The 22,825-nt window shown below is 74.0% G+C and carries 19 protein-coding genes and 1 pseudogene; 6 read left to right on the top strand and 14 right to left on the bottom strand.

The genetic code is table 11. The features are described from left to right. Positions 1–436 precede the first annotated feature (436 nt). Positions 437–1,441 carry a stage II sporulation protein M gene (locus AB0O19_RS36140; RefSeq protein ID WP_363625776.1) on the bottom strand — a complete coding sequence of 335 codons (1,005 nt, stop codon included), beginning with the start codon at positions 1,439–1,441 and terminating at the stop codon, positions 437–439. Positions 1,442–1,734: 293 nt separating this feature from the next. On the opposite strand from AB0O19_RS36140, the gene AB0O19_RS36145 reads away from it, so the two are divergent. Next, positions 1,735–2,751, top strand: a complete 1,017-nt coding sequence (locus tag AB0O19_RS36145; protein ID WP_363625778.1) for an RDD family protein — start codon at positions 1,735–1,737, stop codon at positions 2,749–2,751. Between the two features lie 46 nt (positions 2,752–2,797). Here AB0O19_RS36145 and AB0O19_RS36150 read toward each other — a convergent pair whose 3' ends face one another. Beyond that, positions 2,798–3,448 (bottom strand): hypothetical protein, encoded by a 651-nt coding sequence (locus AB0O19_RS36150; RefSeq protein WP_350886472.1) that lies wholly within the window; start codon positions 3,446–3,448, stop codon positions 2,798–2,800. A gap of 112 nt (positions 3,449–3,560) precedes the next feature. Between AB0O19_RS36150 and AB0O19_RS36155 the strand changes: the two genes are divergently transcribed. Next, positions 3,561–4,460: a sigma factor gene (locus tag AB0O19_RS36155; RefSeq protein WP_363625779.1), complete on the top strand. Its 900-nt coding sequence runs from the start codon at positions 3,561–3,563 to the stop codon at positions 4,458–4,460. An 80-nt stretch (positions 4,461–4,540) separates the two neighbouring features. On the opposite strand, the gene ahcY is transcribed toward AB0O19_RS36155, so the two are convergent. The 6 genes from ahcY to AB0O19_RS36185 all read right to left on the bottom strand — a co-directional run bounded on the left by ahcY (position 4,541) and on the right by AB0O19_RS36185 (position 11,012). Next, positions 4,541–5,989 (bottom strand): adenosylhomocysteinase, encoded by a 1,449-nt coding sequence (gene ahcY / locus AB0O19_RS36160; RefSeq protein WP_363587584.1) that lies wholly within the window; start codon positions 5,987–5,989, stop codon positions 4,541–4,543. Positions 5,990–6,330: 341 nt separating this feature from the next. Further along, positions 6,331–7,308 carry a cation diffusion facilitator family transporter gene (locus AB0O19_RS36165; RefSeq protein ID WP_363625781.1) on the bottom strand — a complete coding sequence of 326 codons (978 nt, stop codon included), beginning with the start codon at positions 7,306–7,308 and terminating at the stop codon, positions 6,331–6,333. Between the two features lie 77 nt (positions 7,309–7,385). Next, positions 7,386–8,660, bottom strand: coding sequence for an SIS domain-containing protein (locus AB0O19_RS36170; RefSeq protein ID WP_363625783.1), 1,275 nt, complete (start codon positions 8,658–8,660; stop codon positions 7,386–7,388). Between the two features lie 66 nt (positions 8,661–8,726). Further along, complete coding sequence (locus AB0O19_RS36175; RefSeq protein WP_063349138.1) at positions 8,727–8,909, bottom strand: Trm112 family protein; 183 nt, start codon at positions 8,907–8,909, stop codon at positions 8,727–8,729. 83 nt (positions 8,910–8,992) lie between these two features. After that, a complete protein-coding gene (locus AB0O19_RS36180; protein ID WP_363587590.1) occupies positions 8,993–10,378 on the bottom strand; it encodes a phosphomannomutase/phosphoglucomutase in 1,386 nt (461 codons plus the stop codon). A 190-nt stretch (positions 10,379–10,568) separates the two neighbouring features. Then, entirely contained in the window at positions 10,569–11,012 is a 444-nt protein-coding gene (locus tag AB0O19_RS36185; RefSeq protein ID WP_363625785.1) for a DUF3499 domain-containing protein, read from the bottom strand. Positions 11,013–11,096: 84 nt separating this feature from the next. On the opposite strand from AB0O19_RS36185, the gene AB0O19_RS36190 reads away from it, so the two are divergent. Then, positions 11,097–11,549, top strand: coding sequence for a metallopeptidase family protein (locus AB0O19_RS36190; protein WP_363625787.1), 453 nt, complete (start codon positions 11,097–11,099; stop codon positions 11,547–11,549). A 53-nt stretch (positions 11,550–11,602) separates the two neighbouring features. On the opposite strand, the gene AB0O19_RS36195 is transcribed toward AB0O19_RS36190, so the two are convergent. From AB0O19_RS36195 to AB0O19_RS36205, 3 genes are all read right to left on the bottom strand, one after another. Continuing rightward, positions 11,603–13,324, bottom strand: coding sequence for a DUF5719 family protein (locus tag AB0O19_RS36195; protein ID WP_363625789.1), 1,722 nt, complete (start codon positions 13,322–13,324; stop codon positions 11,603–11,605). A gap of 6 nt (positions 13,325–13,330) precedes the next feature. After that, a complete protein-coding gene (locus AB0O19_RS36200) occupies positions 13,331–17,182 on the bottom strand; it encodes a glycosyltransferase family 2 protein (RefSeq protein WP_363625791.1) in 3,852 nt (1,283 codons plus the stop codon). Between the two features lie 217 nt (positions 17,183–17,399). Continuing rightward, complete coding sequence (locus AB0O19_RS36205) at positions 17,400–17,672, bottom strand: WhiB family transcriptional regulator (RefSeq protein ID WP_045702141.1); 273 nt, start codon at positions 17,670–17,672, stop codon at positions 17,400–17,402. 622 nt (positions 17,673–18,294) lie between these two features. Here AB0O19_RS36205 and AB0O19_RS36210 point away from each other — a divergent pair. The 3 genes and pseudogenes from AB0O19_RS36210 to AB0O19_RS36220 all read left to right on the top strand — a co-directional run. Beyond that, the gene (locus AB0O19_RS36210; RefSeq protein ID WP_363625793.1) at positions 18,295–18,927 is read left to right on the top strand and encodes a cysteine dioxygenase family protein; all 633 of its coding nucleotides are present in this window, start codon (positions 18,295–18,297) and stop codon (positions 18,925–18,927) included. 92 nt (positions 18,928–19,019) lie between these two features. Further along, the gene (cofD, locus tag AB0O19_RS36215) at positions 19,020–19,979 is read left to right on the top strand and encodes a 2-phospho-L-lactate transferase (protein WP_363587598.1); all 960 of its coding nucleotides are present in this window, start codon (positions 19,020–19,022) and stop codon (positions 19,977–19,979) included. Between the two features lie 25 nt (positions 19,980–20,004). After that, a pseudogene (locus AB0O19_RS36220) lies at positions 20,005–21,300 on the top strand (coenzyme F420-0:L-glutamate ligase); the annotation flags it as partial. 4 nt (positions 21,301–21,304) lie between these two features. Here the strand turns inward: AB0O19_RS36220 and AB0O19_RS36225 are convergent. From AB0O19_RS36225 to AB0O19_RS36235, 3 genes are all read right to left on the bottom strand, one after another. After that, on the bottom strand, positions 21,305–21,574 hold the full coding sequence (locus AB0O19_RS36225) for a type II toxin-antitoxin system RelE/ParE family toxin (RefSeq protein ID WP_363625795.1): 270 nt from the start codon (positions 21,572–21,574) through the stop codon (positions 21,305–21,307). Between the two features lie 61 nt (positions 21,575–21,635). Beyond that, complete coding sequence (locus AB0O19_RS36230; protein WP_363625797.1) at positions 21,636–21,857, bottom strand: type II toxin-antitoxin system prevent-host-death family antitoxin; 222 nt, start codon at positions 21,855–21,857, stop codon at positions 21,636–21,638. A gap of 31 nt (positions 21,858–21,888) precedes the next feature. Beyond that, positions 21,889–22,806, bottom strand: coding sequence for a DNA-3-methyladenine glycosylase 2 family protein (locus tag AB0O19_RS36235; RefSeq protein ID WP_363625798.1), 918 nt, complete (start codon positions 22,804–22,806; stop codon positions 21,889–21,891). Positions 22,807–22,825 lie beyond the last annotated feature (19 nt).

The following is a 22,825-nucleotide window of genomic DNA, read 5'->3' on the forward strand; positions in this document are numbered from 1 at the left end:
GGATGTCAACATATCTGGCGTTGACTTTTGGCACGCTGTTGAGTTCTCAAGGAACGGACACTTCCTTCGGACCGCCTTCCAGCGGGCCCTCCGGGTGCTTCGTTCTTTCGTGTTTCCAGCTTATCAGATCCTCGCGGCCGTTCTTACCGGCTTCGTTTCTCCGAATTCCCGCTGGCGGGATTTCCTTCGAACTTCGCTCCGAAGCTTATCAAAGCTTTCGATGTGCTCAGTCCGCGGGATTTTGCTTCGTCGAAGGATGTGCATTCATAAAATGCGCTCACCTCGATTTGGCGGTGTCGTAGACACTAACGCCCGGGACTGACCGTTGTCCAGTCTGTCCCAACCGTTCAAACCTACTAGCCCACCCTCACCACGTCAATGGTTTGGTCGGGATGCGAGAAGAGTACCAGGTCAGAGGCATGTGGATCACCTCGCCTCAGGCCGCGACGGGTTGCAGATCCGCCCGATCCGCCGCGTCCAGATCACCGACTTCGCCGGCCTCGGCGGCCTTTCGGCCCCACACCAGCGCGTAGAGGAGGAATGCCGCCTCGGCCAGCACTCCGATCGAGATGCGTGCCCAGGTCGGCAGCCCGGAAGGGGTGACGAACGCTTCGAGCACACCGGAAACGGCCAGCACCGTGGCAAGGCCGATGGACATGCCGATGATGGAGCGGCCCTGTTCGGCCAGGGCCGTTCCACGGGTGCGCGGGCCGGGGTCGATGACCGTCCAGCCGAGGCGCAGACCGAGGCCGCCGGCCACGAACACCGCGGTCAGCTCCAGCAGGCCGTGCGGGATGAGCAGGCCGAGGAAGACGTCGAGTCGCCCGGCGGAGGCCATCAGCCCGACGCCGACACCGAGGTTGACCACGTTGGTCCACATCACCCAGAGCACCGGGAGACCCAGCGCGATCCCGAACAGCAGGCACTGCACGGCGATCCAGGCGTTGTTCGTCCAGACCTGCGCGGCGAACGAACTCGCCGGGCGGTCCGAGTAGTACGACTCGTACTGCCCGCCCGGGCGGGTCATCTCCCGCAGGTGATCCGGGGCGACGAGGCTGTTGCGGACCTCGGGGTGGGTGGCCATCCACCAGGCGAGCACCGCGGTGGCCAGCAGCGAGACGACCGCGACCGGCACCCACCAGCGGCGCGCGCGGTACAGCGCGGCCGGGAAGCTCACCGTGTAGTACCGGGCGACGTCGTGCCATCCGCTGCTGCGCGATCCGGTCACCGCGCTGCGGGCCCGCGAGACCAGGCCGGTCAGCCGACTGAGCAGGGCAGGGTCCGGTGCGGCGGCCTGGACCTTGGCCAGGTGGCCGGTGGCGCGCTGGTACAGGGTGACCAGCTCGTCGGCCTCCTCTCCGCCGAGCCGGCGCCGTCGGGCGAGGGCGTCCAGCCGTGCCCACTCCCCCTGGTGGGTGGCGACGAAGACGTCCAGGTCCATTCGGCGGCTCCATGGTCGGCGGTGGGCGCGAGGGGCCCGGTCGCGGGCGGGTGGACGGGCGGGTACGTACGGACACGCGCGGCCCAGCATGCCAGCAGCGGTGGGCCCCCCGACCGCCGGGATCTCACTTCCCGTGCGACCACCGGGCGCCGTATGTTTGCGGCTGCGGATCAGACTGCGGAGAGCAGGTCGTGGGGGCCGGTCCGGATGACGCCCCTCCCCTCGTCCGTGCCGCCCTCGGCGGCCTCCATGAGTGAGCTGTACGGCTCCACGAACGTGAACGGACAGGTGTCTTGAGCGACCTGGTGACGGGTGAGGCGGTCGTCCTCGACCTGCAGACGGCGAAGCTTCCCAGCCGGGCGCTGGCGATCACACTGGACCTGCTCGTGGAGTTCGCCGCCCTGTTCCTGGTCTCGCTCACCCTGAGCGTCGCCCTGATCGGACTGGACGGTGCGGCGCTGGCGGCCACCCTGATCGGGCTGCTGGTGTTCTTCCTGGTGGCCGTGCCGGTGATGGTCGAGACCTTCACCCACGGGCGCTCGCTCGGCAAGGCCGCGCTCGGCCTGCGGGTGGTGCGCACCGACGGCGGACCGGTGCGGTTCCGGCACTCGCTGGTGCGCGGGCTGGTCGGCTTCATGGAGCTGGTCGCCATGACCGGCGTGCCGGCGGTGATCACCTCGGCCGTGAACGTGGACGGCAAGCGGCTGGGCGACATCTTCGCCGGGACGGTGGTCGTCCGCGAGCGCACCCCGGGCGGGGGGACGCCGCCGCTGCCGCCCGTGCACCCGCACCTGCTCCAGACGATGGGCCGGGAGCTGGTCGCGATGGACCTGTCCGCCGTGCCGGAGCCGCTCTGGCTGGCGATTCGCCAACTACTTGGCCGCATAGGCCAGTTGGACCCCACGGTGGCGCTCCAGATGTCCACCCGGCTGGCCGGCGACCTGGCCGCCCGGACCGGTCATCCGGTGGCGCAGGGGCTGCACCCGGCGGCATACCTGGGCGCGGTGCTCACCGAGCGCCAGCGCCGGGAGTGGACGCGGGCCCAGGCCCAGTGGCAGCGGCAGCGGACCGCCGCCCCGGCACCCGCCGCGTGGCCGGCTCCCGCTCCCCAGCCGCCCACCGCGGACGGCGGGCCGCTGCGCGTCCTCGGCGTCCCGACGACGACCGCGGCAACGACCCCGCCGACGACCGCGGCCCCGGCCGCCCCCTCCTTCGAGAAGCCCGCCCCGCCCACCGCCGACCAGCCGTCCCCGACACCGGCCCCAGCCCCGACACCGGCCCCCGGCACCGGCTTCGCGCCGCCCGCCTAGGCTCACCGTGCCGTCGGGCCCGCCGCCCGACCCACTCAGCCCGGACCTACTCCCCGAACTGCGCCGGCCAGGCGTTCGGCGGCGACGCCAGCTCCTCCAGTTCGATCCCGTCGGCCGCCAGCACCACGTCCCCCGCGAGGTGCACGACCTGCTGCTCGCCGGTCTCCAGGTCCGCGACCTGGTACCGCTCGACCAGCAGCGGCCCGGAGTCGGTCTGGTGCGTGTCGACACCCTCCAGCAGCCACCCCTGGTCGAAGGTGCGCGGCGCCAGCACCGGTTCGGTGAAGGCGACCAGCCGCACCCGTGCACTCGCCCCCTCCCGCAGCCGCAGCAGCCGGGCGGTGGCGACCAGGAAGGCCGGCGAGCCGCCGGTGAACCCGTGCGCCCGGTCGTGCCCCTCCACGCTGTGCTCGCCGCCCGGGTCCGCCGCGTCCGTCCGGACCCAGGCGACGCCGTCCACCGCGCCGCCGCGCACCTGCCAGCCACCGGCCCGCAGCTCCATCCGCAGCGGGCGGGCCCGCGAGTCCAGGGTGAGGTCGACGCTGCCGATCACCCGCCCGTCCGGCGCGTAGGTCTTGGAGACGTACCGCCAGCCGGCCGCCCCGGGGGCGCAGCTGAAGCGCTCCTCCCCGAGCAGCACGCGGTCGTGACCCAGAGGAGTCATGGCTGTATGGAGCGAGTACCGGCCGTTGGGCATGCCCGAAAGCCTACGTGCGCACTTCGCATGCAACGTTCGGGGCGGGTGCCCGCATTAGGGGGGTGGACGGCGCGCACGAGCGCCGACGGTACGCGGGAGAAGGGGGGCGCAGATGGCGAAGCAGGCACGCGACGAGGAGTTCACGGAGTACGTGGCTTCCAGGAGCGGCTGGCTGCGCAAGGTCGCCTATCTGCTGTGCGGGGACTGGCACCGCGCGGACGACCTGGTCCAGGAGACCATCACCAAGCTGTACGTGAACTGGTCGCGGGCAGGCCGCATGGAGAACCTGGACGGCTACGCCCGCAGGGTGCTGGTCAACACCTTCCTGGCCGAGCAGCGCACCTCCTGGTGGCGACGGACCAGCCGGCCGGGCACCGACCTCGACACCGAGTCCGTACCCGTCGACCTCGATGCCTCGCTGGACCTGCGCCACGCCCTGGCGACGCTGCCGGCCCGCCAAGGGCGGCCGGCCTACTGGCTGGTCGACTCGGGTGGTACGGCCGCCCCGACGCTGCGCTGGCTGACCCCCGACGGCCGGTGGGCGGAGATCAGCGGAAACGGTGGCGGCCGCCTCGAAAACCTCTCCCAGGAGGTTCTGCTCAGGGTCGCGGCCGATGTCCGGTACGGCCACTGGGACGTCCCGCTGCCGGTGCGGTTCACCGGCCTGCCCGAGACGTTCAAGGCCACCGACGTCTCGCTCTGGCGGCCGGACACGGACGGCGTCGGCGCCTGGAGCCTGTGGCTGATGTTCCAGGTCGAGGGGAAGAACGTCTCGGTCATCCTGCGGCCGATCGGGCCGCGCCCGGTCCACACCAGCACGGACGGCTCGCCCTACACCGACCCGCACCCGCCCTTGGAGTCCGTCCAGAACGGGGTGGAGGTCTCCATCGGCACCGGAGCCGGCGATCCGCCCTCCCTGGAGCAGCTCGGCGGCCTCCCCTGGATGCTCGCCCACACCGAGGCCCTCGGCCCGGACGCCACCGACTGGACCACCGACGTCATCGTGCCCTGAACCGCCGACGGCCGACCGAACGCGCCGGTGGCCGGCACCCCTGCGCAGGGGTGCCGGCCACCGGCGTACGGCTCACCGCATCAGTAGCGGTACTGCTCCGCCTTGTACGGGCCCTCGACCGGGACGCCGATGTAGTCGGCCTGCTCCTGGCTCAGGGTGGTCAGCTTCACGCCGAGCGCGTCGAGGTGCAGCCGGGCGACCTTCTCGTCCAGGTGCTTGGGCAGCACGTAGACGCCGATCGGGTACTGCTCGGTCTTCGTGAACAGCTCGATCTGGGCGATCGTCTGGTTCGCGAAGGAGTTGGACATCACGAACGACGGGTGGCCGGTCGCGTTGCCCAGGTTCAGCAGGCGGCCCTCGGAGAGGACGATGATGGTGCGGCCGTCGGCCTTGCGCCACTCGTGGACCTGCGGCTTGACCTCGGTCTTCACCACGCCGGGCAGCTGCGCCAGGCCGGCCATGTCGATCTCGTTGTCGAAGTGGCCGATGTTGCCGACGATGGCCTGGTGCTTCATCCGGGCCATGTGGGAGGCCATGATGATGTCCTTGTTGCCCGTGGTCGTGATGAAGATGTCGGCCGTCTCGACGACGTCCTCCAGGGTGGCGACCTGGTAGCCGTCCATCGCCGCCTGGAGCGCGCAGATCGGGTCGATCTCGGTGACGATGACGCGGGCGCCCTGGCCGCGCAGCGACTCGGCGCAGCCCTTGCCGACGTCGCCGTAGCCGCAGACGACGGCGACCTTGCCGCCGATCAGGACGTCGGTGGCGCGGTTGATGCCGTCGATGAGCGAGTGGCGGCAGCCGTACTTGTTGTCGAACTTCGACTTGGTGACCGAGTCGTTGACGTTGATCGCCGGGAACAGCAGTTGGCCGTCACGGTGCATCTCGTACAGGCGGTGGACACCGGTGGTGGTCTCCTCGGTCACGCCCTTGATGGTGGCGGCGACCTCGGTCCACTTGTTCGGGGAGTCCTTGAGGGTGCGGTTGAGCAGCTCCAGGATGATCCGGAACTCGTCGTTGTCCGCGGTGGACGGGTCCGGCGCGGCACCGGCCTTCTCGAACTCGACGCCCTTGTGGATCAGCAGGGTGGCGTCGCCGCCGTCGTCCAGGATCATGTTCGGGGTCTTGCCCTCGGGCCAGGTCAGGGCCTGCTCGGTGCACCACCAGTACTCGTCCAGGGTCTCGCCCTTCCAGGCGAAGACCGGCACGCCCTGCGGGTTCTCCGGGGTGCCCTCCGGGCCGACCGCGATGGCGGCGGCCGCGTGGTCCTGGGTGGAGAAGATGTTGCAGGAGCACCAGCGGACCTCGGCGCCCAGGGCGGTCAGGGTCTCGATGAGGACGGCGGTCTGCACGGTCATGTGCAGCGAGCCGGTGATGCGGGCGCCGGTCAGCGGCTTCGACTCGGCGTACTCGGCGCGGATCGACATCAGGCCGGGCATCTCGTGCTCGGCCAGCTGGATCTCCTTGCGGCCGAACGGCGCCAGGGAAAGGTCGGCGACCTTGAAGTCACCGGTGGTGTCGGTCGACATGCGTCTGCTCCTCGCTGATGGGGTGGGCGTGGCCAAGGTCCTGTGTGTGCGGTCGCAGCGGGGGCGGGGCCGTACGGGTGCACGGCTACGCCGGGGCGGCCGGATCCGTGGTGGTGGACCGGTTCCCTGCTGCGCAGCACAAACCGTCGGAGGACCTCTCTCCCTCGACCGGGGCACACCCCACAGGGGCGGACCGCCGATCAACCGCCATCAGCAGCGACGTTCTGGCTCTGGTGACGAATCTACACCGGCGGCCCCACCGGCCGTCCGCCGATGAGCGATTTCGGCCTCGGACCGGACGGGTCCTCAAGCGGATCCCAGCCGGCCCCGGCCGGCGGCGGTCAGTGCGAGGCGCCGGGCCCGGGCCCGCCGGGGGTGGCCGCCGGGTCCTCGCCCGCGGCGGCCTTCTCGGCGCTGTAGACGTCGGGCTCCAGGTAGATCGCCCGCGCGATCGGGACGGCGGCCCGGACCCGCTCCTCCGCCGCGTCGATCGCCCGCGCGACGCGGGCCGCGCTGTCCTCCGCGTTGACGGCGATCTTGGCGGCGACCAGCAGTTCCTCCGGCCCCAGGTGCAGGGTGCGCATGTGGATCACGCCGGTGACGGCCTCGCCGTCCACCAGCGCCTCGCGGATCCGGCGCACCGAATCCCGGTCGGCGGACTCGCCGAGCAGCAGCGACTTGGTCTCCAGGGCGAGCACCACCGCGATCAGCACCAGCAGGACGCCGATGCCCAGGGTGCCGACACCGTCCCAGACGCCGTCACCGGTGACCACGGTGAGCGAGACGCCGAGCAGCGCGAGCACCAGGCCGATCAGCGCGCCGGCGTCCTCCAGCAGCACCACCGGCAGCTCCGGGGCCTTGGCGGTGCGGATGAACTGCACCCAGCCCTGGCCGCCCTTGGCCTTCGCCGACTCGCGCATCGCGGTGAGGAAGGACCAGCCCTCCATCGCGACGGCGAAGATCAGCACGCCGACCGCCCAGCCCCAGGAGTCCAGCTTCTCCGGGTGGTTGACCTTGTGCCAGCCCTCGTAGATCGCGAACAGGCCGCCGACGCTGAAGAGGACGATCGCCACCAGGAAGCCGTAGACGTAGCGCTCGCGGCCGTACCCGAACGGGTGCTCCTCGTCCGCCGCCCGGCGCGCCCGCTTGCCGCCGATCAGCAGCAGCACCTGGTTGCCCGAGTCGGCGACCGAGTGCACGCCCTCGGCCAGCATCGACGAGGAGCCGGTGAAGCCGAAGGCGGTGAACTTGGCCGCCGCGATCGCCAGGTTCGCGGACAGTGCCGCGACCAGTGCCTTGGTGCCGCCTTCTGTACTCATGCTCCGGGTCCCTCCGCCGCAATGGCTGGTCGCGCTGCTCCGTCGAGCGCTTACCGTACCGGCCGTACGACGCCGGCTCAGGACTGCGCGGCGGCGAGCCCGAGGTAGACGGCGGCGAAGTCGGTCAGCGCGACCAGGTCGGCGAGCGCGTGCAGCGGGTCCGGCCGGGTGGTCGCGTACTCGGTCAGCCGGACGTCGTGGGCGCCGGCCAGCCGGTGCGCGCGGGTGACGCCGAAGCTGCGCGGGCCCGCGTCGTCCTCCGGCACCTCGGCCGGCCCGTCCGCCTCGTCGGCCGCGCCGCCGGGCTGGGCCCCGGGCCGACCGCCGGGCGCCCCCGGGACGTGCCGCAGCAGCAGGACCTGGAGGTGCAGCGGATCCGGCTCGTCGACCCGGTCGCGGAAGAAGTCGTCCGGGTCCGCGCCCGCGCCCAACTGGCCGGTGAACATGCCGCGGTGGGCGGTGAGCACCTGCGGCAGCGGCCCGGCCAGCGCCGGGCGGCCGGCCCGTTCGGCGAGCTGGGCGGCGAAGCGGGTGACGACGGCCCCGGCGATCGGGCCCTCGGCCCACAGCAGCGGGACCGTCCCGGCCAGCCGGGCGGCCAGGCCCTTGGCCGGGTTGGTGTACGCGGCGGCGTCGGGGCGGCAGCGGACGGCGGTCGCGTCCAGCAGGTCGGCGACGGCCGGCAGCGCGTCGTACGGCAGCTGGGTGATGCCGATCTTCTGGGCGAGCGCGAGCAGCGGGGTGAGGTGGGACCACAGCGCGGCCGGGTCCTCGGCGGGGAGGTCCGGCTCGGCGGCCGGGCGGGCGGGCGCCTCGTCCTCGGGCAGCGCGGAGGCCACGTACGGCAGCGGCAGCGCGCGCACCTGCAACGCGGCCTCGGCCAGCGGGCTGCCCACCGGGGCGGTGACCGCGATCGCGCAGCCGCGCGCGTAGGCCTGCTCGGCGAGGCTGACCAGGCCCGGTTCGCCGCCGTCGGCGGAGCTGACCACCAGGAGGTCCAGCGGGCCGGCCCAGCCGGGCAGTTGCCAGCCGAGCCCGGTGGTGAAGGCGGGCGGCGCGCCGGCCCGGTCGGCGCGCGGGGCGGCCGCCTCGGTCGGCGGCAGCGTGGTGATCAGGCCGGCGCTGCCGGCCAGCGCGGTCAGGATCTCGCCCGCCGTCAGGGCGCTGCCGTGGCCCGCGACCAGGACGGCGCGCGGGCGGCCGTCCGGGCGCAGCCGGTCCAGGCCGGCCGCGTCGGCCAGCCGCAGCGCGGTGCGGACCCGCGCGCCGGCGCCGGCCAGGGCCAGCAGGGCGCGGTCGCGGTCGGCGCGCTGCAGGGCGGCCGGGTCGTCGAGCAGGGTGTCGTCGAGCATGCGGCGGGCCTCCGGCTGCTGTCCTGTGCGCGCTGGGCTGACGGGGTGGGGGCTTCGCCCCAAGGATCAGGCCGGGCGGCGGGCCTCGTCCACCAGCAGGACCGGAATGCCGTCCCGCACCGGGTACGCGAGGCCGCAGTCCGCGCCGGTGCAGAGCAGCTCGGGCTGCTCCTCGGTGCCGCCCTCGGTGAGCGCGGCCCGGCACTGCGGGCAGACCAGGATCTCCAGCAGGAAGGATTCGAGCTTCATGGGGCTCTCCAAAAGTCGGGGGGTGGCACGGCGGTGCCCCGGCCGATAGGCAACCCTACCGGCCGGGGCACAGCGGGCCTCGGTCAGGCGCGGACGATGGCGAGCACGCCGTCGCGCAGCTCGGCCATCTTCGCCGGGTCCTTGGCCTCGGCGTTCAGGCGCAGCAGCGGCTCGGTGTTGGAGGCGCGCAGGTTGAACCACCAGTCCGGGCCGGCCACGGTGAGGCCGTCCAGCTCGTCGACGGTGGTGCCCTCCAGGCCGGCGTAGGCGGCGCGGACGGCGGCGGTGCTGGCGGCCTGGTCGGCGACGGTGCTGTTGATCTCGCCGGAGGCGGCGTAGCGGTCGTACTCGGCGGTGAGCGCGGACAGCGTGCCGGGCTGCCCGCCGAGCGCGGCCAGCACGTGCAGCGCGGCCAGCATGCCGGTGTCGGCGCGCCAGAAGTCGCGGAAGTAGTAGTGCGCGGAGTGCTCGCCGCCGAAGACGGCGTCGGTGACGGCCATCTCCTGCTTGATGAAGGAGTGGCCGACCCGGGTGCGCACCGGGTTGGCGCCGAGCTCGCGGACCACCTCGGGGACGGTCCAGGAGGTGATCAGGTTGTGGATGACGGTCGGCTCGGCCTCGCCGGCGGCCTGGGCGCGGGCGATCTCGCGGGCGGCGACCAGGGCGGTGATGGCGGACGGGGAGACCGGCTCGCCGCGCTCGTCGACGACGAAGCAGCGGTCGGCGTCACCGTCGAAGGCCAGACCGAGGTCGGCGCCGACCTCGCGGACCCTGGCCTGGAGGTCGACGATGTTCTTCGGGTCGAGCGGGTTGGCCTCGTGGTTGGGGAAGGTCCCGTCCAGCTCGAAGTACATCGGGACGAGCTCGATCGGCAGGCCGTCGAAGACGGTCGGCACGGTGTGGCCGCCCATGCCGTTGCCCGCGTCCACGACGACCTTGAGCGGGCGGATCGCGGTGAGGTCGACCAGGCCCAGCAGGTGGTCGGCGTAGCCGCGCAGGGTGTCCTGCTCGGACAGCGCGCCCGGCTTGACGTCCTTGGCCGGGACGGTGACGGTGTCGTCCTCGCCCGTCCAGGACTCGACCAGCTCGCGGATCTCGGCGAGGCCGGTGTCCTGGCCGACCGGGGCGGCGCCGGCCCGGCACAGCTTGATGCCGTTGTACTGGGCCGGGTTGTGGCTGGCGGTGAACATCGCGCCGGGCAGGTCGAGCTTGCCGCTGGCGTAGTAGAGCTGGTCGGTCGAGCAGAGGCCGATCTGGACGACGTCGGCGCCGTAGGCGGCGGCGCCCTCGGCGAACGCCCGGGTGAGCGACGGGGAGGAGGGGCGCATGTCGTGGCCGACGACGATCGCGGACGCGCCGGTGACCTGCACGAACGCGGCGCCGAAGGCCCGGGACAGGTGCTCGTCCCACTGGTCCGGGACGACGCCTCGGACGTCGTAGGCCTTCACGAGCTGCTTGAGGTCGCGCACTGCGGCTCCACCCTGGTCTCTGTACTGGTCGGTGTGCGTGTGATCGGCGGCTGGCCGCCCACGGTCACGATACGTCGGGGTCACCGCCCGTTCGGTCGACGGTCCGCGGTGACGGTAGACGGGCAGCGTACCCAAGTCGGACGAACGCCCGGTGCGGGCCCGGGCGGGGTACGGCGTCGGCTGTGCGGCGTCAGTTGTCCGGCGAGCGCAGGACGCGCAGGTGGCCGCGGCGGCCGCCCTCGGTGGACTCGCCCTCGGACCCGCGGCCCTGACGGGGGGTCTGCGGCCGGGCGGCCTCGCGGACGGCGTTGGCGAGGGCCTCCAGGTCGTCGCTGCTGCGGCGCAGCGGCCCGGCCTCGGCGGCCAGCCGGACGACCTCCCAGCCGCGCGGGGCGGTGAGGCGCTCGGCGTGCTCGGCGCACAGGTCGTAGCAGTGCGGCTCGGCGTAGGTGGCGAGCGGGCCCAGGACGGCGGTGGAGTCCGCGTAGACGTACGTCAGCGTCGCGACGGCCGGCCGGCCGCACGCGGTCCGCGAACAACGACGTACAGAGCTCACGAAGGTGGACGGTACCGCACTCCTCGCCGGGGAGCGAAGACCGCCTGTCCGGCGGGTGTGCCGTGTCGCGGTCCGCACGCCGGTCCGCGCCCCGCCGCCCCGGGCGTTTCCCCGTCGGAGTAGTCCACTTCCGACCGTCCAAGGACTACCCTCGGCAGTGATATGGACAGCTCTGCACCGCAGTCATCGACGGGACCCTCGCGCCGTCCCCGGCATCGCGACCGGCACGGCAGGGGGCTGCGCGGCCCGCTGGCGCCGCCCCAGGTGCCGATCTCGCTCACCCGTTCCGAACTGTTCGACGACTACGTGCGCGAATCGGTGGAGCGTCTTGAACGGCGCTGGCCGCAGTTGATCGAAGTGGAGTTCGCCGTCCAGGAGGTGCCGCTGCACGAGCCCGACGCGGCCGACGGCGCGGACGGCGTGCCGCTGGGGCGGGTGTTGCCGGGCAAGCAGGGGCGCAAGAGCCAGATCGTGGTGTACCGGCGGCCGGTGGAGATCCGGGCGAAGACCCGGGAGGACCGCGCGGCGCTGGTGCACGAGATCCTGATCGAGCAGGTGGCGGAGCTGCTGGGGCTGTCCCCGGACGCCATCGACCCGCGCTACGACGAGGACTGAGCACGCGGACGGGGCGGTACCCGGGCCTGCCGGGTACCGCCCCGTCCGACCGGTCAGCGCAGGACGACGCCCGGATCCTGGCCGGCCCGCGGGACCCTGACGGTGCTGTGGTCGTCGCGCAGCGACTGGATGGTGAACATCGGCACGTCCTTGGCGGGCAGCGAGAGCATCCGGGCGGCCATCACCGGGCCGCCGGAGACGGTCTCGACGGTGAGCGCGAAGCTGCCGTTCAGCCCGCCGGGCTCGGGCGCCGGGAGGGCGACCGTGCCGCCGGCCGGCAGCTGGACGTCCTTGCTCACCGGGGTGCCGCCGCCGCTGCCGGCCGAGGCGGTGACCCGGACGGTGGCGGCGTCGCCGGCGGAGGTCAGGAACAGCGTGGACGCGCCGGCCCGGTTGTCGGCCACCGTGGCGCGGGCGCCGACCGGGCCGGTGCCGGTGAGCCAGGCGGCGTCGCTCTTGCCGCCGCCCCCGGCCCGGTCGACCCGCAGGCCGGCCACGACCGGGGTCGGGTGCTTGTCGTCGGTGGGCGACAGCCGCAGCCCGGCGACCTCGTCGCGGGTGACCTTGCCGAGGTCGACGGCGGCCACCATGCCCGCCTTGATGTGGATGGACTCGTTGCCGGCCGGGGTGAACCAGCCGTTCTTGCCGGACAGCTGGATCTTCAGGTCGGCGTCGTCCTCCGGCGGCGCCCAGACCACCAGGTGGGCGGCGGAGGTGTCGGCGGGCAGGCCGGGCAGCACCTGGGTGGCCGCCGGCTCGGCCGAGGCCGGGATCCAGTCGGCGCCCTTGCCGCCGTCGGCGGCGTGCAGCGCGGCGCCGACCCGCCCGCTGCGGGCGACCACGTGCACGGCGAGGTCGTTGACCGCGCCCTTGCTGATCGTCGGCAGCAGCACGGACTGGGAGCTGCCGGGGGCGACGGTGATGCCGTTGGCGGCGTCGTTCTCGATCAGGCCCTTGTCGCCGTACAGCTTGATGTCGACCACGGCGGCGGAGGACTCGGTGTTCACCAGGCTGACGTAGTCGACCCGGTCGCCGGCCGTGCTGGCCCCGGCGAACCAGAAGCTGGTCCCCGCGGGGGTGCAGGTGAGGCCGGACAGGCCGAGGCCGCGCTGCTCGGTGACCACGGTGGTCTGGGTGACGGTGAAGCCGGGGGCGAGGGCGCCGGTGGCGACGGCCCCGGTGCCGGGCGCGGTGTCGCCGTTGGCGGCCGGGCCGGTGGCCGGGGTGCCGGGCTTGGCCAGGGTCAGCCGGGCGTCGGCGGGCGCGGCGCCCTTGTCCGGGGCGGCCGGGGCGGCCGAGCCGGACGGCGCGGCGGGGGCGCCGGCCGCCGGGGCGGAGGGCGCGGTGGTCGGCGGGGTCGCGGGCGCGGCGGCGTCGGAGAGCCAGCCGGCCCCGCCGGTGGCGCCGCCCGTCCCGGGCGGGGTGTAGGCGGTGAGCGTGGTCGAGCCGGTCAGGCCCTGGAGCGGCTGCGGGCAGACCGCCGCCGTCCGCTCGACCTGCGCGGTGGTCGGGGCGACGCCACCGTCCGCCTTGGCGGGGGAGGCCGGCGGGCGCGTCTCGGCGATCCCGAACACCGCCGCGAGCACGACGGCCGCGGCCAGCAGGGACTGCGTGGTCCTGGTGCCCCCGGACCGCCCGGCCGGCCGGGCGGAGGCCGCGGGCTCCGGCGCCTGGGCCGGAGCGTGCCCGGACTTCCCGGCCTCGGCGGCCTCGGCGGCCTCCGTCGGCTCGACGGCCTCGGGCGCGGACTTCTTCCTGAATGCGGGCTTCTTCATCGCGGGTCAGCTCCCCGATCCGTGCTGGTGCGGGTACCGGCCCGTGCCGTTGGGGTCGTTCGGGTCGTTGGGGTCGTAGTAGGGCTCGGCCTGCGGCTGCCCCGGCACCCACGGCTGCTGGTGCTCCGTCTGCTGGTAGGGCTGCTGCTCGTAGCCGTACTGCTGCTCCTGCGGGTACGGCTGCTGCTCGTAGCCCTGCTGCGGGTACGCCTGCGGCTGGTAGCCCTCGTAGCCCTGGCCGTCGTACCCCTGGCCGCCGTACGGCGCGGCCACCGGCTGCTGGGCCGCGTACTGGTCGTAGCTGTACGGGTCGGCCTGCTGGTACGTCTGGTACGGGTCGGTGTACGGCTCGGCCTCCTGGACGGCGGCGGCCGCCTGGACCGCTTCGGCCACCGGCTCGCCGGCGGGCTGCGCCGGGATCGCGCCCGGCGGGCCCTCGTACACCCCGCCGTCCTCGCCGCCCTCGCCGCGCTCGGCCATCCGGCGGGCCCGGCGGCTGCCGGGGGCGGGCGCCTGCGCCTGGGCCGCGGCGGCCAGCGCGGCGGCGGCCACCACCTCCTCGGGCAGGTCGTCGTCCTTGTGGCTGCGGCGTCCGGGCAGGGCCAGCACGAGGATGGTCAGGCCGAGCAGCACCTGGGCCCAGATCCAGCCGGTGTGCGCGAAGCCGTCCTCCCGGGTGACGGACAGCTTGCCGCCGCCGGCCGGGAGCTTGAAGCCCTGCGCCCAGCCGTCGACCGTGACGGACTCCAGCGCGGTGCCGCCCACGGTGGCCTTCCACTCGGGGGCGGCGGACTCGGCGAGCCGCAGCACCCGGCCTTCCGGGCCGGCCGGGACGGTGGCGGTGAGGTCGCGGGCCCCGGCCGGGACGACCACCGGGGCGGCGCCCGGGGCGGTGATCACCGCGCGGACGGCGGGGGCGCCGGTGACCTGCCAGAGCGCGGAGTCGCCGTCCTGGTTGGCCTTGACCAGGCCGGGGGTGGTGTCCAGGACGTCCTTGTAGGTGGCGATCACCGACTTCTGGACCAGCACGTAGGCGATGCCGTAGCCGGAGAGCGCACCGGCCTGGTCGGCGCCGGAACCGGCCAGCAGGCTGCCGACCATCTTGTTCAGGCCGTCCTGGGTGCCGGTCGCCGGGTCGACGGTGGACTCGGCCTGGCCGAGCGTCAGACCCGCGCCGCGGACCACGGTGTAGCGGACCGCGCCGCCGCCCGGGTCGCCGGTGACGACCAGGGTGCGGGACCGGTCGGTGGTGCCGGCCTCCTCCGCGATGAACGCGGGCACCTGGCCGGCCTGGGCCCGGTGCAGCGGCTTGCCGGCGCCGGTGAGCGCCCACCACAGGCCGGTGCCCAGCGGGGCCAGCACCGCGGCGGCCACCACCAGCGCGGCCACCGGCTGGCGCCAGCCGAAGGCGATCCCGGCCACGCGGGCGTTGGCGCCGTCGGCGCCGATCGCGGCGGCCGCCAGCAGGGCGATCCCGGCGATCAGCGAGGCCGGGCCGGCCCAGGCGGGCACCGCCGGGCCGCCGGAGGCCGGGGTGACGGAGGTGCCCGCCACCGCGACCGCGAAGACCAGGCCCGCACCGGCCGCACCCCAGGCGGCCAGCACCGCGCGGCGGCGGTCGGCGCGCAGCAGTGCGGCGAGCGCGGCGAGCACCACGCCGGCCGACAGCCAGACCGGCGGCACCCCGGCGCCGCCGGGGTTGACCAGCAGCAGGCCGGCCGCGCTCGCACCGGTGCCGTGCAAGCCGGGCAGGCCGGCCTCCAGCAGCAGCCACTGCGGGTGCGTCAGCACCGTCAGCGACCACGGCGCCAGCACCAGGACGGGCAGCGCGAGGATCACCAGGACGCGCAGGCCGAGCAGGCGCAGCGCGGCGCCGCCCGAGCCGAAGGCGCCGCCGCGGACCACCGCGACGACCAGCGTCGCCAGGCACAGCGGCAGGGCGAGCGCCCAGGTCAACGGCACGAAGGAGGTGGCCAGGGTGAGCAGCAGGACGGTCATCCAGACCGGCCGCCACCCCGGGCGGGCACCCTTGGCGGCGCTCTCGTCGCGGATGCCGAGACCGGCCGCGATCGCGGCGGCGCGGGCCAGCGGCGGCAGCAGCACGGCGAGGACGGCGGTGCCGATCCGGCCCTGGGCGAGCGCGCCGGTCGCGGCGGGCAGCAGCGCGTAGGCGGCGCTGGCCCAGGCCCGGACCAGCTTGGAGTCCAGCAGCGGCCGGGACACCAGGTAGGCGCTGACCGCCGACAGCGGCACGGTGAGCACGATCAGCAGGGTGAGCGCGAGGTCGGCGTGGTCGAACAGCACCCAGGACAGCACCGCGAGCACGCCGAGGTACGGCGGCGCGGCGGCGGTGGAGCCGGTGCCGATCGGATGCCAGGCGTCCGCGTACATCGACCAGAGGCCGCCGGCGCCGTCGGTGGCCGGCAGCAGGGCGCCGCCGAACAGCTCGCCGCTGCCGAACAGGCCGCGGCAGGCGATCAGGGCGAACACCAGCAGGGCCGCGAACAGCACCGGCGCCGGACGCCGGGCCAGCTTCTTGATCAGCGTGAACTGCTCGACGACCAGGTCCTCGTCGTCCTCGCCGCCCGGCCCGGCCTCGACCGAGCCGTGCCGGCCGGTGTCGTCCCCTCCCCCTATGCCGAGGGAGCCGATCACGCCCTCGACGGCGAGCCGGGCGGTGGCGCCGGGCGGCGGGAAGAGCGTGCGGTCGTCCAGGGCGTCGGCGGCCCGGGTGCGGGCGCGCTGCTTGCGCGCGGCCAGCAGCCGGGGGAAGCGGACGAGTTCGTGGCCGAGGCCGGTGAGCTCGTCGAAGGCCTGGCGCGGGTCCTTGCCGAGCAGGTTGGTGACGGCCCGCAGCAGGGTGCCGAGCACCAGCCGCAGCAGGACGTAGGGGAAGAGCGCGCCCTTGCAGTTGGCGAGCAGGGTGTAGACGGCGCCGGCCTTGTCCACCCGGTGCGGGTGGGCGGGGCCGCAGTCGATGGCGCGGCGCTCGCGGCTGGCCGCCTCGGCGTGCCGCAGCACGGCGTCGGGGGCGATCACCACGCGGTGGCCGGCGGCGTTGACCCGCCAGCAGAAGTCGGCGTCGTCGCGCATCAGCGGCAGCGCCTTGTCGAAGCCGCCGAGTTCCTCGAAGACGTCGCGGCGCACCAGCATGCCGGCGCTGGAGACGGCGAGCACCGGGCGGACCTGGTCGTGCTGGCCCTGGTCCTGCTCGCGGCGGTCGAGGCCGGTCCAGCGGCGGCCGGAGCGGGCGATGGTGACGCCGACCTCCAGCAGCTGGCGGCGGTCGTACCAGCTGCGCAGCTTGGGGCCGACCACGGCGGCGCTGGGGGTGGAGTCGGCGACCTGGAGCAGCCGGCGCAGCGCGTCGGTCTGCGGCTCGCAGTCGTCGTGCAGCAGCCAGAGCCATTCGACGGGCTGGGTCTCGCGCGGGCCGCCGCGGCCGAGGTCGTCCTCCTGGGCGAGCGGGTCGCCGAAGTCGTCCCAGCCGCCGGTGACCGGGTCGTAGCCGGAGGGGTCGAGCCGGTACGGCAGGTCCTCCGGGCGCAGCGGCGGGCTGCTGAAGACGGCCTCGGCGACGGCGGTGCCGAAGCCGGCCCGGCGGCCGAGGAGCAGCGGGCCGCTCTCGGGCAGCCAGTCCGCGAGGGTGTCCGCCAGCAGTTGCGGAGAGTTGTCGGTGGAACCGGTGTCGACCGCGAGCACCCGCTGGACCTGGCGGTCCTGGCCGAGCAGGCCGGCGAGGGCCTGCGGCAGCCAGCGGGCCCCGTCGTGCGAGACGATCACCGCGGTGACCAGGTGGCGCGGGTAGGCGGGCGGCCTGGCAGCGGTGAAGCCGCTCTGGTGGCTGTAGACGGTCATCGAGTGCGCGGGCCTCAGTTCTCGGTGGACACAGCCGGTGAACGGCAACCGGATGGCGCACCACACTAACGGCTCCGGATGGCGGCTTCGTCCGCGGTGCCGGTGCGGGACCGGTGAAGAGCCGGCAGGGAACACGAAAGCGCCCCACCGCCGCGGTGAGGCGCCCGTACTGCCGTGTGGTTGTCGAAGGGTCAGCGGGGGTCGGCGGCCGCCCCGGTCAGACCGCGCTCTTCTTGAGCCGGCGGCGCTCGCGCTCGGAGAGGCCGCCCCAGATGCCGAACCGCTCGTCATTGGCGAGGGCGTACTCCAGGCATTCCGAACGGACCTCGCAGGCGAGGCAGACCTTCTTGGCCTCGCGCGTGGAGCCGCCCTTCTCGGGGAAGAAGGACTCGGGGTCGGTCTGGGCGCACAACGCGCGCTCCTGCCAACCGAGTTCCTCTTCCTCCTCCGTGATGCCGTCACCGATCAACAGCTCAAAGAGCTCGCTCATGTGGCGCGCCTCCTCTGCCCCTACTTGGCGTCCCCGTGGTTGCCGTTGCCTCGTGCGGCCGACGACACGAGTGAAATTACAGTTGCGTCACTCTGGCTCAGTCAAGCCGAGCTCTGGTATTGGGGCGAGGATTCACTCCCCGGCACCAAGCCGTTACGAATAGTGTACATATTCGGACACATTGGACCTTCGATCCGAAAGCCCCGAACGGCGTCGAACCAGCCACAACCATTCGGCGAGTGACGCTCGGTCACCATCACAGGCCGGTCATCGCCCTGCCTTCCCGGCGATCTTCCCATCGAAACATAGAGCGTGATTTATCACCCCATCCGGGCAACTTCTTGGCGTAACCCCCTCGAATGCCGCATCCCTGTGTTTGACACCGGCCCCACGGATGCGGTCTCCTTTCCCCTATGTCAGAGTTCGCCAGCCCCCGGAGCGGTTCCACGCTCCGCCGTGCCGTGAGCTCTTGTTGTCGCCTCTGTTCCTGCTGTATCTAGGCGCCCGCGTCCCACCGCGCGCCGCCCCCAGGAAGCACAGAGGCCGCCCGCGATTCCCGTCCCAGGACATCCCGGATCCGGCTGATCCCCGACGAACAGCCGCCACTCCGAGGACGACTCCCGTGCGTATGACCCGTATCCGCAAGCGGAACCGCGACCGCAGCAAACTCGCCCGCCGAAGCCCCGCGCCCACCGCGCCCACCGCTCCCGCCGCGCCCGCCCGGGGCTGGACCGACGGCCTCAGCGACGTCTCCATCGCCGGCGACCCGCTCGCCTTCCCGCACCTGGCCCGCACCGATCTGCCCCGCCACCCCACCACCGTGGCCGGCCACGCCCGGCTGATCCGCGAGATCGCCGCCGACCGCGCCCGCTGGGAACCCCTGGTCCGCTACGACGCGCTCACCCGCTGGTACGCCCGGCTGGAGACCGGACCCGGCTACGAGGTCTGGCTGCTCAGCTGGCTGCCCGGCCAGAGCAGCGGCTTCCACGACCACGGCGAGTCCTCCGGCGTGATGACCGTCGTCCAGGGCGAGCTGATCGAACGCTCGCTCACCCGCGCCGGCGAGGGAGCCCGCACCCTGCGCCCCGGCGGGCAGCGGGTCTTCTCCTCCGGCTACCTCCACGAGGTGGTCAACGGCACGCTCGAACCCGCCGTCTCCATCCACCTCTACACCCCGGGCCTCACCGAGATGAACCAGTACGGCGGCACCGCCGTCCCCGAGCAGCACCCGCAGGCCCAGGCCGAGGCGCACTGAGCACCCGCCCACGTCAGCCCGGCCGTCGCACCCGCCGGCGGCCGGGCCGGCGACCGGGCTGACGGGCAGTCGGACCGTGGCAGGATGAACCCATGCGCATCGTGGCACTGGCAGGCGGAATCGGCGGAGCGCGCTTCCTGCGCGGACTCCTCGCGGCGGTCGGACCGCAGGACGAGATCACCGTCATCGGCAACACCGGCGACGACATCCACCTCTACGGCCTCAAGGTCTGTCCCGACCTCGACACCGTGATGTACACCCTCGGTGGCGGCATCCACGAGGAGCAGGGCTGGGGCCGCACCGACGAGACCTGGTCGATCAAGGCCGAGATGAAGGAGTACGGCGTCGGCCCCGAGTGGTTCGGGCTCGGCGACCGCGACTTCGCCACCCACCTCGTCCGCAGCCAGATGCTCACCGCCGGCTACAGCCTCAGCCAGGTCACCGAGGCGCTGTGCGTGCGCTGGAAGCCCGGCGTACGGCTGCTGCCGATGAGCGACGACCGGGTCGAGACCCACGTGCGGATCACCGACGAGCAGGGCACCCGGGCGATCCACTTCCAGGAGTACTGGGTCAGGCTGCACGCCGCCGTCGACGCCGAGGCGATCATCCCGGTCGGCGCCGACACCGCGAAGCCCGCGCCCGGCGTCCTGGAGGCCCTCGCCGCCGCCGACGTCATCCTCTTCCCGCCGTCCAACCCGGTCGTCTCCATCGGCACCATCCTCGCCGTCCCCGGCATCCGGGAGGCCGTCGCCGCCGCCCCCGCCCCCGTCGTCGGGCTCTCCCCGATCATCGGCGGCGCCCCGGTGCGCGGCATGGCCGACAAGGTGCTCGCCGCCGTCGGCGTCGAGGCCACCGCGGAGGCGGTCGCGCTGAACTACGGCGCCGCACTCATCGACGGCTGGCTCGTCGACACCGCCGACCAGGCCTCGGTCGCCGCCGTCGAAGCCGCCGGGATCGCCTGCCGGGCCGTCCCGCTGCTGATGACCGACGTCGAGGCCACCGCCGAGATGGCCCGGGCCGCCCTCGCCCTCGCCGAGCAGGTGCGCAAGTGAGCGGGCGCGGGCGCAACGGGGCGGGCGCATGAGCCTGCGGATCCTGCCGGTCGAGGGGCTGCCGGAGATCGACGCCGGGACCGACCTCGCCGCGCTGCTCGCCAAGGCCGGCGAGTACCAGGACGGCGACATCCTGATCGTCACCTCGAAGATCGTCAGCAAGGCCGAGGGCCGGCTGCTGCACGCCGCCGACCGCGAGGCCGCGATCGAGGCCGAGACCGTCCGGGTGGTCGCCCGGCGCGGCCCCGCCCGGATCGTCGAGAACCGCAACGGCTTCGTCATGGCCGCCGCCGGCGTCGACGCCTCCAACACCGCCCCCGGCACCGTCCTGCTGCTGCCCGAGGACCCGGACGCCTCCGCCCGCGCCCTGCGCGGGCGGCTCCAGCAGCTCACCGGCCGCCGGCTCGCCGTCGTCGTCACCGACACCTTCGGCCGGCCCTGGCGCAACGGGCTCACCGACGTCGCCATCGGCGCCGCCGGGCTGTCCGTGCTGGAGGACCACCGCGGGCGCACCGACAGCCACGGCAACGAGCTGGCGCTCACCGTCACCGCCACCGCCGACGAACTCGCCGCCGCAGCCGACCTGGTGAAGGGCAAGACCAGCGGCGTGCCGGTCGCCGTCGTCCGCGGGCTCGGCCACCTCGTCACCGCCGAGGACGGCGACGGCACCCGGCCGCTGGTCCGCCCCGCCGCCGACGACATGTTCCGGCTCGGCACCTCCGAGGCGCTGCGCCGGGCCGTCACCCTGCGGCGCACCGTCCGCTCCTTCACCGACGCCCCGGTCGACCCCGGCGCCGTGCGCCGCGCCGTCGCCGCCGCCGTCACCGCGCCCGCCCCGCACCACACCACGCCGTGGCGGTTCGTCCTGCTGGAGACGGCGCGGGCCCGCACCCGGCTGCTCGACGCGATGCTCGCCGCCTGGCAGCGCGACCTGCGCGAACTCGACGGCTGGGACGACGCCCGGATCGCCCGCCGCACCGCCCGCGGCGACGTCCTGCGCGACGCGCCCTACCTGGTGGTGCCCTGCCTCGTCATGGACGGCTCGCACCACTACCCCGACCAGCGGCGCGCCGCCGCCGAACGGGAGATGTTCACCGTCGCCGCCGGCGCCGCCGTGCAGAACCTCCTGGTCGCCCTCACCGGCGAGGGCTACGGCTCCGCCTGGGTGTCGTCCACCATGTTCTGCCGCGACACCGTCCGCGCGGCCCTCGACCTCCCGGGCGGCTGGGACCCGATGGGCGCCATCGCCGTCGGCCGCCCCGCCGAACCCCCGCGCGAACGCCCGGAACGCGACGCCGACGCCTTCATCGAGGTGCGGTAGCGGTTCAGAGACCGCGATGGATCTCGCGGCGATTTCCAACGGCCACCACGAGGATCACCAACACGCCGTCGTGGATCTCGTAGGCCACGCGGTGGACGCCGACGCGGAGACGGTAGAGGCCGACGTGACCCGCCAGCTTCTCGGCATCCGGGCCATCGGCGTACGGGTCCTCGCCGAGAACGGTGAGTGCGGTGAGGATCCGCATCGCGTCGACCCGGCTGATGTCACGCAGCTGGCGCTTGGCGTGCGCGGTGAAGCGGAACGCGTACTTCACGCAGCGCTCCCGGACGGGTCCCTGGGCGAGTCGAACAGGTCGGCCAGGAGCTCGGCCGTGGTCACGGTGGGATCGTTCCGGTGCTGCTCGGCCTCACGGGCGAGCAGTTCGTCGGCGGCATCCTCGATGGCGTCGAGGATCTCGATCGCACGACCGCTCCGACCCGCTCGCCCTTCCGAGTGATCACGGTGATCTCGCCGGCCTCGGCCTGGTTGACCACCTGGGCGATGTTCGCACGCAGTTCCCGGATGCTCAGTGCGTCAGTCGTGCGTCGAGCGTACACATCGGTGTGTACACCGCACGGCGCTTCCGGCTCATCGCCGCCGGTGGTCGTTGGGGGTGAGGCGGGGGCCGTAGCGGGGGGCGTGGGGGGTGGTGGCCAGCAGGAGGCGGCAGAGGCGGTGGCGGTGCGGGCGGTAGGGCTCCAGCAGGGCGAGCATCTGGGCGTCGTCGCTGCGGGGGCGGCCGGCCAGGGCCCAGCCGACCAGGTTGGGCAGGTGGAAGTCGCCGACCGAGACCGCGTCCGGATCGCCGTTGCTGCGCTGCAGGGTCTCGGCGGCCGTCCAGGGGCCGATCCCCGGGACGGCGGTGAGCCGGGCGAAGGCCTCGGCGTGGTCCATCGCGGCGGCCTCCTCCAGCCGGGGCGCCAGCCGGACGGCGCGCATGACCGTCGCCGAGCGCTTCGGGTCCACCCCCGCGCGGTGCCACTCCCAGCTCGGCACCAGCGCCCACTCCCGGGCCGACGGCGCCACCCGCATGCCCTCGGCCGGGCCCGGCGCCGCGGTGCCGAAGTCCCGTAGCAGGGTGCGCCAGGCGCGGTAGGCCTCGTCGGTGGTCACCTTCTGTTCCAGGATCGCCGGGACGAGGGACTCCAGGACCAGCCCGGTGCGGGTGAGGCGGACCGCGGCGGTGCGGCGCTGGGCGTCCCGCAGCGGGCCGGGCGGCAGCACCAGGGCCTCCGGGTCGTCCCGCGCGCCCAGCAGCACCGGCAGCCGCTCCAACAGCCACGGCGCGCCCGGGCCCCAGGCGGTCGCCTCCACCTCGCCGGCGGCCGGGCGCGCCAGCACCCGCAGCGTGCCGATCCCGGCCGGGGTCCGGGACGCCCGCCAGAGCGCGCCGTCGCCGGTGGTGCGGTACGCCGGGTCGGCGGGGCCCCGGCGCAGCGGCAGCAGCGTCCGGGCGACGTCCAGCGGGAAACCCGGCCGCCAGCGCCGTACCGACTCGCCCGTCACCGCCGCGCACCTCCTCCGC

It is taken from the genome of Kitasatospora sp. NPDC091276, from assembly GCF_040684355.1.
Taxonomy (GTDB): Bacteria; Actinomycetota; Actinomycetes; order Streptomycetales; family Streptomycetaceae; genus Kitasatospora.